Origin of the sequence: Celerinatantimonas yamalensis (assembly GCF_046054155.1) — a bacterium.
GTDB classification, from domain to species: domain Bacteria; phylum Pseudomonadota; class Gammaproteobacteria; order Enterobacterales; family Celerinatantimonadaceae; genus Celerinatantimonas; species Celerinatantimonas yamalensis.
On sequence record NZ_JBEQCT010000005.1, the window covers coordinates 181,416 to 194,156 of the forward strand.

General features: G+C 44.8%; 12 protein-coding genes and 1 pseudogene. 12 read left to right on the top strand and 1 reads right to left on the bottom strand.

The annotated features are described in order from the left end of the window. Positions 1 to 133: 133 nt before the first annotated feature. From ftsB to rpoS, 9 genes are all read left to right on the top strand, one after another. Complete coding sequence (ftsB, locus tag ABUE30_RS11975) at positions 134 to 424, top strand: cell division protein FtsB (RefSeq protein WP_408624018.1); 291 nt, start codon at positions 134 to 136, stop codon at positions 422 to 424. Then, on the top strand, positions 417 to 1,103 hold the full coding sequence (gene ispD, locus ABUE30_RS11980; protein WP_408624019.1) for a 2-C-methyl-D-erythritol 4-phosphate cytidylyltransferase: 687 nt from the start codon (positions 417 to 419) through the stop codon (positions 1,101 to 1,103). Before ftsB ends, ispD begins: the two co-directional genes overlap by 8 nt. A gap of 3 nt (positions 1,104 to 1,106) precedes the next feature. Next, a complete protein-coding gene (gene ispF / locus ABUE30_RS11985) occupies positions 1,107 to 1,586 on the top strand; it encodes a 2-C-methyl-D-erythritol 2,4-cyclodiphosphate synthase (RefSeq protein ID WP_408624020.1) in 480 nt (159 codons plus the stop codon). Further along, the gene (gene truD, locus ABUE30_RS11990) at positions 1,579 to 2,595 is read left to right on the top strand and encodes a tRNA pseudouridine(13) synthase TruD (RefSeq protein ID WP_408624021.1); all 1,017 of its coding nucleotides are present in this window, start codon (positions 1,579 to 1,581) and stop codon (positions 2,593 to 2,595) included. The genes ispF and truD overlap by 8 nt, the downstream gene beginning before the upstream one ends. A gap of 9 nt (positions 2,596 to 2,604) precedes the next feature. Further along, complete coding sequence (gene surE, locus ABUE30_RS11995) at positions 2,605 to 3,357, top strand: 5'/3'-nucleotidase SurE (protein ID WP_408624022.1); 753 nt, start codon at positions 2,605 to 2,607, stop codon at positions 3,355 to 3,357. 5 nt (positions 3,358 to 3,362) lie between these two features. Beyond that, positions 3,363 to 3,998: a protein-L-isoaspartate(D-aspartate) O-methyltransferase gene (locus ABUE30_RS12000; protein ID WP_408624023.1), complete on the top strand. Its 636-nt coding sequence runs from the start codon at positions 3,363 to 3,365 to the stop codon at positions 3,996 to 3,998. Further along, complete coding sequence (locus ABUE30_RS12005; protein ID WP_408624024.1) at positions 3,995 to 4,573, top strand: YqaA family protein; 579 nt, start codon at positions 3,995 to 3,997, stop codon at positions 4,571 to 4,573. The genes ABUE30_RS12000 and ABUE30_RS12005 overlap by 4 nt, the downstream gene beginning before the upstream one ends. 16 nt (positions 4,574 to 4,589) lie before the next feature. Then, positions 4,590 to 5,435 carry a peptidoglycan DD-metalloendopeptidase family protein gene (locus tag ABUE30_RS12010; RefSeq protein WP_408624025.1) on the top strand — a complete coding sequence of 282 codons (846 nt, stop codon included), beginning with the start codon at positions 4,590 to 4,592 and terminating at the stop codon, positions 5,433 to 5,435. A 127-nt stretch (positions 5,436 to 5,562) separates the two neighbouring features. Further along, on the top strand, positions 5,563 to 6,465 hold the full coding sequence (gene rpoS, locus ABUE30_RS12015) for an RNA polymerase sigma factor RpoS (protein WP_408624130.1): 903 nt from the start codon (positions 5,563 to 5,565) through the stop codon (positions 6,463 to 6,465). Between the two features lie 98 nt (positions 6,466 to 6,563). Here rpoS and mutS read toward each other — a convergent pair whose 3' ends face one another. Continuing rightward, entirely contained in the window at positions 6,564 to 9,143 is a 2,580-nt protein-coding gene (gene mutS / locus ABUE30_RS12020) for a DNA mismatch repair protein MutS (protein WP_408624026.1), read from the bottom strand. Positions 9,144 to 9,592: 449 nt separating this feature from the next. Here mutS and ABUE30_RS12025 point away from each other — a divergent pair. The 3 genes and pseudogenes from ABUE30_RS12025 (at position 9,593) to ABUE30_RS12035 (ending at position 12,553) form a co-directional block, all read left to right on the top strand. Next, positions 9,593 to 10,512 (top strand): annotated as a pseudogene (locus tag ABUE30_RS12025) (bile acid:sodium symporter family protein). A 319-nt stretch (positions 10,513 to 10,831) separates the two neighbouring features. Next, a complete protein-coding gene (recA, locus tag ABUE30_RS12030; protein WP_408624027.1) occupies positions 10,832 to 11,971 on the top strand; it encodes a recombinase RecA in 1,140 nt (379 codons plus the stop codon). Between the two features lie 123 nt (positions 11,972 to 12,094). Further along, positions 12,095 to 12,553, top strand: a complete 459-nt coding sequence (locus ABUE30_RS12035; protein WP_408624028.1) for a regulatory protein RecX — start codon at positions 12,095 to 12,097, stop codon at positions 12,551 to 12,553. Positions 12,554 to 12,741 lie beyond the last annotated feature (188 nt).

Below are 12,741 nucleotides of genomic sequence, written 5' to 3' on the forward strand. Positions count from 1 at the left end.
GATTACTGATTGTTGATGATCAAAAGCCTAGTTTACTCATGTAAGCTAGGCTTTTCTATTTTGTCTATCATTGATTAGGGTGGTGTATTCATCTTGAATGTGGGATGATCAGCAGCAGTTGTGAGGAGGCTTCATGCGATTGTTAACCTTGATGTTATCGGCCTTATTGCTATTGCTGCAATATGACCTTTGGTTTGGAAAGAACTCGCTGACTGATTATTTTCAGGCAAAACATGAAGTGGCCGAACGAATGCAAGATAATCAGCAGCTCATACAGCGTAATAAGGTACTCAAAGCCGAGATCGATGACCTGCGTACTGGGGATGCGGCAGTTGAAGAGCATGCGCGCAATGAGCTGGGCATGATCCGTCAAAATGAGACTTTTTATCGATTTATCCAAACCCCAGCTAATAAAAATGATTAAACAAAGATTTTCAGCAGTTATTCCTGCAGCTGGGATCGGTCAGCGTATGGCAGCCGATTCCCCAAAACAGTATTTGCCAATTAACGGCAAAGCCATCTTAAGCTATAGTGTTGAGCTTTTTTTAGATGAACCGTCCATCGCTCAAGTGGTGATTGCGTTACATCCGGATGATCACTGGTTTAATCAACTCGCTATTTCTAAGCATCCTAAAGTCACCACTGTCATCGGTGGCGCTGAGCGTGTTGATTCGGTGTTAGCGGCTCTTGCACAACTCTCTGATGACGATTGGGTTTTAGTGCATGACGCGGCCAGACCTTGTTTAACGCCAACTGATCTGCATAAGTTACTCACATTAGCCCAGAAGGGCGAGAGTGCGATTCTAGCTTGTCCTGTACGCGATACCATGAAATGGGCAGGTGCGACGGGACTGATTGAGCACACGGTTGATCGGCGGGCACTTTGGCATGCGATGACACCGCAAAGTTTTAACTGCGGGCTATTGCGTCAGGTTCTTAAAGATGCGGTTAATGCAAACGTGCATGTGACTGATGAAGCTTCTGCGATGGAGTGGGCAGGATTTGCAGTTCGCTTAGTGCGTGGGCGTTATGATAATCTCAAAGTGACACATCCTGAGGATCTTCCATTGGCTGAATTTTTAATCGCAAGGCAGACGAGGTAATAGATGATCCGTATTGGTCATGGTTATGATGTACATCGTTTTGGTGGCACTGGGCCCTTGACGGTTGCCGGAGTGAAAGTTCCTTTTGAGCAAGGGTTCATTGCCCATTCAGATGGTGATGTGGCACTACATGCTATTTGTGATGCGTTACTTGGTGCACTTGCTTTAGGCGATATTGGGCATCACTTTCCCGATGATGATCCTGCTTATGCGGGCATTGATAGTCGTCAATTATTGCGCCATGTCTATGCAGATGTTCGTCAACGCGGTTTTCAATTGGTTAATCTTGATCTGACGATCATCGCCCAAGCGCCTAAAATGGCACCCCATATTTTGCTGATGCGTGAGCAAATTGCTGAATGCCTAGCTTGTCAGCTTGATCAAGTGAATGTTAAAGCGACAACGACCGAACAGCTTGGATTTACCGGACGTAAAGAAGGTATTGCTAGCCATTGTGTCGTCTTGGTGAGTCGCGATGTATAATGAACTTGCTTGGTTGCATGGTCAACCGACCGTCAATTGCCTATTTAAACAGCAATTAGATGATTTTCAAGTTACCGAAATACTTCCCTTTAGCGCCGATGGCCATGGGGAACATGTATTGGTTGAAATAGAGAAAAGCGGTGAGAATACTCAATGGGCCGCCGCTCAGCTGGCTAGATGTTTAAATGTATCAGTCAAACAGGTGAGCTATGCCGGCCTCAAAGATCGCCAAGGTATCACTCGGCAATGGTTTAGCGTTCAACTCCCCTTTTCAAAATCACTTAATTGGCAGAAGTTACCTGCTTCGTTGCGCGTTCTCCAAGCGCATCGTCACTCCAAAAAATTGCGCCGTGGTGCACTGTCGGGCAATCAGTTTAACATCTGTTTGCGACAGATCAGTGATAAAGATGAGGCACAGCGGCGTTTAGCATTGATTCGCCAGTTTGGTGTTCCTAACTATTTTGGTGCGCAGCGCTTTGGGCATGAAGGGAATAATCTGCTTAAGGCGCAGCAGATGTTTGCTGGTAAACGTATTCAAGATCGTGAAAAACGTGGGCTTTACTTGTCTGCGGCCCGAAGTTTGCTGTTTAATCAAACGGTCAGTGGGCGTATTGATGCAGGATTAGATAAACAACTTATTGTTGGCGATTGCCTAATGCTCGCAGGCAGCCGTTCTTTTTTTGTTGCTGAAACCATCACCGAGGAGCTAAATGAACGATTAGCCAATGGTGACATCCAATTGTCAGGGCCGCTGGTTGGGGATGCTCAATTACCGAGTCAAGCCGCAGCACTGGCTTTTGAAAGTGAACAATTAAGTGCTTATCAAAGTTGGTGGCAAGGGTTGGCTAAGGCAGGGCTTCGTCAAGAACGCCGACCTTTATTGGTTCGCCCTGAGCAGTTTTCTTGGCAGTGGTTAGATGATTGCACGTTGCAGTTGAGTTTTATATTGCCTTCTGGGTGTTATGCAACGAGTGTGATTAGAGAGCTTGCAAATATTCAATCTATTTGAAGGAACAGCATGAAAATATTGGTAAGTAATGATGATGGCGTTCATGCTCCGGGTCTTCGAGCATTGAGCGATGCATTATCTGAAATTGCTCAAGTGACCACCATTGCACCTGATCGTAATTGTAGTGGCGCGAGTAATTCATTAACGTTAGAGCATCCGTTACGTGTACAGAAGCTAGAAAATGGTTACTTTTCAGTGAATGGTACTCCAACTGATTGCGTTCATTTAGCTATTAATGCACTGCTTTCTGAGCAACCCCATTTAGTGGTGAGTGGGATTAACCGCGGCGCTAACTTAGGTGATGATGTACTTTATTCAGGCACCGTTGCCGCCGCAACAGAAGGACGGATGATGGGCTTGCCGGCGATTGCAATTTCGCTTGATAGCGCAAAACCGGTGCATTATCAAACTGCCGCGCAAGTAGCATTAAAGCTGGTGCAACATGTGATGGAACATGATTTGGCTGCAGGGACTATTCTTAATGTTAATGTGCCAGATTGCCCTTATGAAGACCTTAAAGGGATACGGGTAACCCGTTTAGGCAATCGTCATCATGCTGAACCGGTTATCGTTGATGAAGACCCGCGAGGGCAGGCGATCTATTGGATCGGTCCTCCGGGTGAATTGGCTGATGCCGGACCGGGCACTGACTTTGATGCGATTGAGCGTGGATTTGTTTCTGTCACGCCATTGAGCATTGACATGACTGCTCGGCAACAACTCACACCAGTGAAAGAATGGGTTCACCAGTTGGAGATATAAACGTTATGCAGTTAGGGAGAACGCCGCAGAGTATCTATCTGTGTCAGCAACTGCGGGAACAGGGAATTTGTGATGAAAAAGTCCTTGATGCGATTGCCAATATTCCAAGGCAGCTATTTGTCGATGAGGCATTAGCTCATCAGGCATGGGATAACGCCGCACTGCCCATTGGCCAAGGACAAACCTTATCACAGCCTTACATTGTGGCTCGGATGACGGAGCTACTGATGCAGGCAAATATTAAACGAGTTTTAGAAATTGGCACGGGTTCTGGTTTTCAAACGGCTGTTTTAGCACAGCTATTTGATGAAGTGTATTCAGTTGAGCGGATCAAAGTATTGCAGTTTCAAGCCAAACGGCGTTTGAAAAATCTTGATCTGCATAATGTGTTTACTAAACATGGTGACGGTTGGCTAGGATGGCCCACGAAGGCACCATTTGATGCTGTGATTGTTACTGCGGCAGCGGCCTTGTTACCTGAGCAACTTGTCGAGCAGATGCGCGATGGTGGCTTGCTGGTGATTCCGTTAGGCAGTGAGCAACAATCATTGTTTAAAATTGAGCGTCACGGCCATAGCGTTACACAGACTTATATAGAGCCGGTACGTTTTGTTCCTTTGGTAAATGGTGAACTTGCTTGAAAATTTTTACAGCTCTATATGATTGGTCGCTGCGTTGGTCGCAGAAGAAAAATGCGCCGTTTTATTTGGCTGCAATGAGTTTTATTGAGTCTATTTTTTGGCCTATTCCAGTGGATGTAATGCTTGCCCCAATGGCGCTTACTCAGCCTAAACGCGCATGGCAGTTTGCACTAATTGCCACTTTCTTTTCAGTGATTGGCGCTGTGGTTGGTTACTATTTAGGCCGTTATTTTTATGATTTATTAGAACCCGTGATTCAAGCTGTTGGGTATCAGCATGAAATGCAGTTAGTCGAACATTGGTTTACCCGTTGGGGAGTGTGGATCGTGTTTATCGCTGGTTTTTCACCTATTCCTTATAAGGTTTTTACGATTAGTGCTGGGCTCTTGCAGATGCTATTTTGGCCTTTTATTCTGGCTTCTTTGATTGGACGAGGAATGCGTTTTTTCCTTGTTGCGGGTTTAATGAAGTGGGGGGGAAAGCGGATGGAAGAAAAACTGCGTCATTATATCGATTGGTTGGGGTGGCTCGTTGTTGCGGCGGTGGCTATCGCAGTCGTAGTCTATTACTACTAAACGGGCATTATTGTTGATGCGCTGCAGGTCATTACTCATTGCATTGGTCGTTGTGCTCTGCAGTGCCTGCAGTAGTGGCCCTCATCCAGTACCAGTGGTCTCGGCTGGAGCCTATAACCAGTATAATCAAGGTGTATTGGATCGAACTTGGTATCGGGTAAAGCACGGTGACACGCTTTATTCGATCGCTTGGCGTGCTGGTCATAAAATTAAAACACTGGCCCGCCTAAATCATCTCAAATCCCCATATATTATCTATCCAGGGCAGCGACTGCGCTTAAAATGGTCTACGACCACCTCAACAATGAATAAGTCTAAAGCAATCAATCATGTAAAACGATTACATTTGTTAGTAAAACAACCCTCTTCGCATAATAATCATGATCAAGTTCAAAAAAAACACAAATCAGCAGTTGTAACTCATGAAACAAAACAGTATGTTGAGAGTGTCCCAAGCAAAATTAAGCTGGATGTCAATAGTGATGAAGCCGTTAAACGTTGGGTTTGGCCCGCGACAGGACGCATCCTAAGTGGATTTTCCAGCCAAGTAACAGGCAACAAAGGCATTGATATTGCCGGTCGTCGTAATCAAGCAATCTATGCAGCAGCAGCTGGTCGGGTTGTTTATGCGGGTAATGCGCTCCGCGGTTACGGTAACTTAATAATTATTAAGCATAATGACGATTATTTAAGTGCATATGCACACAATAGTCGTATTTTGGTGAAAGAACATCAAACGGTTAAAGCAGGACAGCACATTGCCGATATGGGTGAAACGGGGACAACAAGTGTCCGGTTACACTTTGAAATTCGGTACAAAGGTAAATCGGTTGATCCATTAAAGTATCTGCCGAAACATTAAACTTGGTTGCCTTCGTGATCGCAGACAATCAGGCTATTAGGGAGATTACCTCATGAGCCAAGCTAGAAGTACTGTTGATGTTAAAGTCGCTCGTTTAAGTGAGTATAAACATGCCACAAAAGGAGCTGTGGTAAAAGACGATCATTTTGCCGATTTTGATGCCCATGAAGAAGTGATGGTGATGGAACAAGCGAAAAGCTTAGATGCCACTCAGATCTATTTGGGCGAAATAGGTTATTCCCCACTATTGACTGCTGAAGAAGAAGTGTTGTTTTCACGGCGTGCACTGCGCGGTGATGAAGCTTCTCGACAACGTATGATCGAAAGTAACTTACGTTTAGTCGTAAAAATTGCTCGACGTTACAATAATCGAGGGTTGGCCTTATTGGATTTAATCGAAGAAGGTAACTTAGGCTTAATCCGCGCTGTCGAAAAATTCGATCCCGAACGGGGATTCCGTTTTTCAACCTATGCAACGTGGTGGATCCGTCAGACGATTGAACGGGCCATCATGAATCAGACTCGTACCATTCGCTTACCTATTCATATTGTTAAAGAACTAAATGTTTATTTGCGCACAGCTCGGGAATTAGCCCAAGAGCTTGACCATGAGCCAACTGCTGATGAAATCGCAGAACGACTGGATAAATCAGTTGATGATGTTACAAAAATGCTGCGGCTAAACGAGCGAATTGGGTCGATTGATACACCTATTAGCGGTGAAAATGATAAGGTATTGCTTGATATTGTTGCTGATGAAAATGCCGGTGGGCCTGAAGATACGACCCAAGATGATGATATGAAATCGAGTATTGTTCGTTGGCTTGAAGAATTAAATAGCAAACAACGGGAAGTTTTAGCTCGTCGTTTTGGTCTACTTGGCTATGAACCTTCTACCTTAGAAGATGTCGGGTTGGAAATTGGGTTAACTCGTGAACGGGTGCGGCAAATTCAAGTTGAAGCGCTGCGGCGGTTGCGTGATGTGCTCAGTTCTCAGGGGTTATCCTTGGAATCTATTTTTAAAGTATAAATTCTCTATTTTAAACTTATTGCTATGAAAAACAGCGCCTTCAGGCGCTGTTTGTGTATAACGAGCTTTTTATCCAAATAGAGTATCAGAATTATTATTTATGCATTTTCAGCTAGTCGTTTAAGTGCATAGAGCACATCTAATGCTTCACGAGGGGTGAGTTCATCAGGCTCTAATGCTTGAAGCTGTTCGATGACCGGGTGAGTCATTGGCGTCATTGGTTGTTGTGCTGGAGAATTTTCTAAAACAGCGGTGACAGGTTTAGTGATTCGCTGTGATGATGACTCTAATTGGCTGAGTTTTTTTCGCGCCATTGTAATCACATCGAGTGGTATTCCCGCGAGCGCTGCAACTTGCAGTCCATAACTTTTATTTGCAGCCCCAGGTTGAACTTGATGCATGAAAGCAATGGTATCATCATGTTCGATAGCGTCGAGATGAATGTTCATACTGTGATTTAAGTGTTCAGCCAATTCGGTAAGTTCGAAATAGTGGGTCGCAAATAATGTCAACGCTCCGATTTGAGCGAGTTTTTCTGCACATGCCCAAGCGAGCGATAACCCATCATAGGTACTTGTTCCGCGGCCAATTTCATCCATCAAAACTAGGCTGTGACGGGTCGCATTATGGAGAATATTGGCGGTTTCAGTCATTTCAACCATAAAGGTTGAGCGTCCACTTGCCAGATCATCTGATGCCCCAATTCGCGTAAATATTCGATCAATTTGACCAATGTGTGCTTGTTCTGCGGGGACAAAACTTCCGATGTGAGCTAGCAGTACAATGAGTGCACTTTGGCGCATAAAAGTGGATTTACCCCCCATATTTGGTCCGGTAATCACCTGTAGCCGTTGTTGTGCATTAAGATGCGTTGGGTTGGCAATAAAAGGTGAACTAATGGCCTGCTCAATGACCGCATGGCGTCCCGCTTTAATGTCTATTTGTTCACTGTCATCAAGGGTGGGGCAGCAGTAGTTGAGCGTAAGCGCGCGCTCAGCCAGATTGGTCAGGACATCTAACTGGGCTAATGCATCACTACTTTTTTGTAATCTCCCGATGCTGGGTAGTAGCAGGTCTAGTAGCTCATCATAAAGGCGTTTTTCAAGCGCTAGCGCTTTCCCTTGACTTGATAGTACTTTATCTTCGTACTCTTTGAGCTCAGGGATAATATAGCGTTCCATGTTTTTTAACGTTTGGCGGCGTACATAGTAATCTGGGACAAGATGTGATTGCCCACGACTGACTTCAATGTAATAGCCATGAACTCGATTGAACCCTAGTTTAAGTGTATTAATCCCAGTGGTATTTCGTTCTCGCTGTTCAATTTGGCTTAAGTAATCACTGGCACCACTGCTTAAATCGCGCCACTCATCGAGCTCAGCGTGGTAGCCTGTTGCAATCACTCCGCCATCTCGAATCAACACTGGTGGATTGTCGACAATCGCACGTTCAAGCAGATTCAACAGCTCTGGAAATTCGCCAATATCTTCAGCTAACTGTTGTAATTGATGGTTTTGGCTATGAACTAATATAGGCTGCAGAAGAGGTAACTGGGTAAAGGCGTTGCGCAGTCGCACTAAATCGCGCGGACGAGCACTTTTCAAGGCAAGACGGGCTAAAACCCGTTCAATATCACCAATGTTACGCAACAGCGGTTGCAGGGCATCAGTCAGACTTTCATCAATCAGTTGTTGTATGGCTTGTTGACGATTGGCTAAAATACTGCGATTGGTAATCGGTTGATGGATCCAGCGCTTTAACAGGCGACTCCCCATGGCCGTTACACAACAGTCAATCACCGAGCTTAAGGTGTGTTCACTACCACCGGCGAGATTTTGCGTCAGTTCTAGATTTTTACGGGTGGCGGCATCAAGCTGTACATATTGTTGCGCTTGTTCAATCGTAATGGCGCGAAGGTGGGGGAGCTGCGTGCGCTGTGTATCCTTGACGTAACCGAGTAAACACCCTGCTGCTGCGAGTGCCACAGGATACTGGCTAACCCCAAAACCATCTAAGTGTTGGGTCCCGAATTGTTGATTGAGTAATTGGGTGGCTGTTTGGGTATCAAATTCCCATTCCCCCCGGCGACGTAACCCTTTATAAGGTTCTAGTAGTGACTCATAGGCAAACATTTCTGGGTAGAGAATTTCAGCGGGATTAAGGCGCTGTAATTCGGTGCAAAGTTGCGATTGAGTTTTAAACTGCTGGACAACAAAACGACCACTGCTGATATCAAACCAAGCTAGTCCAAACTGTTCTTGCTGATAGCAAATACTCACTAATAAATTATCACGGTGCTCATCCAGGAGCGCTTCATCACTCACCGTTCCTGGGGTGACAATTCGGACCACTTTGCGCTCTACCGGTCCCTTACTCAGTGCCGGATCACCAATTTGCTCGCAGATAGCGACAGATTCGCCCTTATCGACTAAGCGCGCTAAATAGTTTTCCACCGCATGGTAGGGAACGCCCGCCATTGGAATCGGTTCACCACCGGATTTGCCGCGTTTGGTCAAGGATATATCCAACAATTCGGCCGCTCGTTTGGCATCATCAAAAAAAAGCTCATAAAAATCCCCCATCCGATAAAACAATAAAATTTCGGGGTGTTCTGCCTTAATACTTAAGTACTGACGCATCATTGGTGTATGAGAGGCTAGGGTGTCGGTAGAATTCATAAAAATTGTATGGTTACCTTACTCAATTCAACAGAGAGTTTGCCTTGATAAGCGGTGTACCAAGGCATGTGACACGCACAAATATCGCTATAATACCGGACTCGAGCGTTTGGGAAAACTAACCAAATGTTTATATGTTGTTACTCGGGCTGGACTGGTTCATTTTTTCATCGCGTAGCTGGGCGTCGCGAATCAATTTTTCCAAAAGACGCGTTAACTCACGTGTAGATTTGATTTACCAATGGTTAAGAGCCAAGCAAACGGAACCCATAAACCAATAGCGATCAGAAATAGTGAGTTAGCCAAAATATCTGGACGGAATCATTACTCAATATTGTTGTACTTATCTAAAAAAAGAACATTAAAGTTAATTTATGTTCTTTTTTTGGTTTTTTTGTTATGAATCCACGTAGTATTAGCGCCATCAAAAACAATGGAAGTTGTGAGCTATGTTAAGGAAGATTATTCGGCTATTTCCACTATGGGCCGTGTTATTATCGGTATTAGCTTATATACAACCGCAATGGTTTGTAGCGCTCAAAAGTCAGATCATTACGCTGTTAACCATCATTATGCTCTCAATGGGATTAACGCTGCGAGGCAGTGACTTTGTAAATGTCGTGCATAATAGAAAAGCCATCATAGTTGGTTTGATTTTACAATTTACAGTGATGCCAGCCGCTGCATGCTGGTGAGTTACCTGTTAGGATTTGGTACAGAGCTGGCTGTGGGCATGGTGTTGGTGGGGAGTGTAGCGGGTGGCACCTCTTCCAATGTGATGTGTTATCTGGCCAAGGGGGACGTCGCACTATCGATTACCATGACAGCGATATCAACTTTAATTGGTGTGGTCATGACGCCGCTTTTGGTTGAACTATTAGCTGTGCATAGTGTTAATGTACCCGTATGGGGGATGTTGTTAAGCTTGGTGAAAATTGTGCTTATCCCTGTTGCTATCGGAATTGTTGTCAACAGCCAATGCCATCGCCTAACGCAAAAAATCGAGCCCATTTTGCCGCTTATCTCCATGGTTGTTATTGTCATGATTATCGCGATTGTAGTGGCGTTAAATCATACTAAACTGGCTGTCATTGGGCCGATGGTTGCTTTGGCGGTGATACTGCATAACGGGATTGGTTTAACCGCCGGATATTGGGTATGCAAAGCGTTACGATTTAATGAAACCATCTGTCGAACAGTAGCCTTTGAAGTCGGATTGCAAAATTCTGGTTTAGCGACGGCCTTGGCGATGAAATTCTTCAGCGCGACGTCAGTTGTTCCCGGAACACTGTTTTCGGTATGGCATAATATTTCAGGGTCGTGTCTAGCGGGGTATTGGTCTCGGCGATCCAACGTGGAACCCAAATAATTGATATGCGTTGCGTCTTATTGTCCCTTCTTGAAGTGGGCGTAGGAAAGATTTGGCCATGGCGCTGCCGTTTAGATATAATTGACTTTTTTGTCACCCCGTGAATAGTTTATACGCCGCACGACTTGGGTGTCGTCAATCTATCTCGTGGATAAATTTGTTATACATGCTATTAGTGTTATCGGTATGATACTAAACTAGTATTTTTTTAGTCTATGGAAGGTTGAGCATAAGTAACTAAGATTGTTGCTTGATACTGTATGTATAACCAGTATACTTAGTCTAAGTTAAGTCAAATTTCAGCTTTGATGAGGATCGAATGGATCAAAACAAACAGAAGGCTCTGGCTGCCGCGCTAGGTCAAATTGAGAAACAGTTTGGTAAAGGCTCTATCATGCGGTTAGGCGATGGCTCTGCGGCAATGATGGATATTGAGTCGGTATCGACGGGTTCTTTGGGGCTGGATATTGCCTTAGGAATTGGTGGGGTGCCTTATGGCCGAGTTGTCGAGATCTATGGTCCTGAATCATCCGGTAAAACAACACTGACCTTGTCGATTATCGCCGAAGCGCAAAAACAGGGAAAAACGTGTGCCTTTATCGATGCTGAGCATGCACTGGATCCCATTTATGCGCGCAAATTGGGTGTGGATATCGATGAGTTATTGATCTCTCAACCGGATACAGGTGAGCAAGCTCTAGAGATTTGTGACATGCTAGTTCGTTCTGGCGCGGTCAATGTGGTCGTTATTGACTCTGTGGCTGCATTAACCCCTAAAGCTGAAATTGAAGGCGAAATGGGCGATAGCCATGTTGGCTTGCAAGCGCGCCTGATGTCACAAGCACTGCGTAAGCTGACCGGGAATATCAAACAATCGAATTGCTTAGCTATTTTCATCAACCAAATCCGGATGAAAATTGGCGTGATGTTCGGTAATCCTGAAACTACTACAGGTGGTAATGCGTTAAAATTTTATTCATCGGTTCGGCTAGATATTCGCCGGATTGGTGCCGTGAAAGATGGCGATGAAGTCATTGGTAATGAAACCCGCGTGAAAGTGGTGAAGAACAAAGTATCACCGCCATTTCGTCAAGCTGAATTTCAGATCATCTATGGTGGTGGGATCAACCGCTTAGGGGAGTTAGTCGACCTTGGCGTTAAAGAAAAACTGGTGGAAAAAGCGGGCGCTTGGTTCAGCTATAACGGCACCAAGATTGGTCAAGGCAAAGCGAATGCTTGTAAATATCTCACGGAACACCCACAAGATGCACAAGAGATTGAAACAAAATTACGTGAATTATTGCTCAGCCAGCCAGGGGCAACAGACAAAGCTAATGCAGCTAAGTTAAATGAAAAAAATGCCGTAACTGCTAAGTTAAACGAGAAAAATGCCGCAGCCGCTAAGTTAAGCGAGCAAACTGATGTTAAAGCGGTCAAAACTTCGCAGGAAGATGAATAATAAAGCGAATCATTTTTTGTCTTAAATTTGTGAGTAATGGAAAGGGCCTTATGGCCCTTTTTGCATTAACAACAAAGACTTTTTAGCTAGCATCTTGTTTATCATCAACTATAAAGTGAAATCATGAGGTATAAACAAAAGCTATCGGCCAAAGGTGCCGTAGTTGAGCTGTTATCTCGGCGGGGCTATAGCCGAGCGCAACTTGTTAAAAAACTCAAAGAGAAAGAGTATTCAACTGACGAAATTGAGCAGGCCCTCGATTATGCGCAGCAACAAGGCTGGATTAATGACTTTGAATTTGCCATGGGTCTGACCCGTAGTCGATTGCAAAGTGGTTATGGTGGTGCCTATATCCGTCAGTATTTGACCAGTAAAGGGGTGAGTTCAGAAATTGCAGCCCAAGTGATTGCCGATGAGCAGTGGGATTGGTGGCAGGCACTCGAGCGCGCCTTTAGCAAAAAGTATCGCCAGCTCCCGCAGACTTGGCCCGAGCGACGAAAGTGCCAAGCTTATTTATATCGGCGTGGATTCGATAGCGACCTTATTCGCCAATTCTTCGAAATACAATCGCAGTCACAATGACATGCAGTATTTAGCGTATCTATTGATAGCTTACAGGAATGGTTTTAAATGGGTTAACCAATCGTTTTAAGGTGGTAGACGTCAGCTTGTTGAATATTGATGATATTAAGGCTTTTTAAATCCCTATTTATTCATCAGTTGTCGTTGCTCCTGCCTTTCTAAGGCGCTTAGGCCATGCTATATTGTGG

Excerpts from the sequence above, each read along its gene's own strand:
- ftsB (WP_408624018.1), top strand. The coding sequence starts at position 134 with ATGCGATTGTTAACCTTGATGTTATCGGCCTTATTGCTATTGCTGCAA.
- ispD (WP_408624019.1), top strand. The coding sequence starts at position 417 with ATGATTAAACAAAGATTTTCAGCAGTTATTCCTGCAGCTGGGATCGGT.
- ispF (WP_408624020.1), top strand. The coding sequence starts at position 1,107 with ATGATCCGTATTGGTCATGGTTATGATGTACATCGTTTTGGTGGCACT.
- truD (WP_408624021.1), top strand. The coding sequence starts at position 1,579 with ATGTATAATGAACTTGCTTGGTTGCATGGTCAACCGACCGTCAATTGC.
- surE (WP_408624022.1), top strand. The coding sequence starts at position 2,605 with ATGAAAATATTGGTAAGTAATGATGATGGCGTTCATGCTCCGGGTCTT.
- ABUE30_RS12000 (WP_408624023.1), top strand. The coding sequence starts at position 3,363 with ATGCAGTTAGGGAGAACGCCGCAGAGTATCTATCTGTGTCAGCAACTG.
- ABUE30_RS12010 (WP_408624025.1), top strand. The coding sequence starts at position 4,590 with ATGCGCTGCAGGTCATTACTCATTGCATTGGTCGTTGTGCTCTGCAGT.
- mutS (WP_408624026.1), bottom strand. The coding sequence starts at position 9,143 with ATGAATTCTACCGACACCCTAGCCTCTCATACACCAATGATGCGTCAG.
- recA (WP_408624027.1), top strand. The coding sequence starts at position 10,832 with ATGGATCAAAACAAACAGAAGGCTCTGGCTGCCGCGCTAGGTCAAATT.
- ABUE30_RS12035 (WP_408624028.1), top strand. The coding sequence starts at position 12,095 with ATGAGGTATAAACAAAAGCTATCGGCCAAAGGTGCCGTAGTTGAGCTG.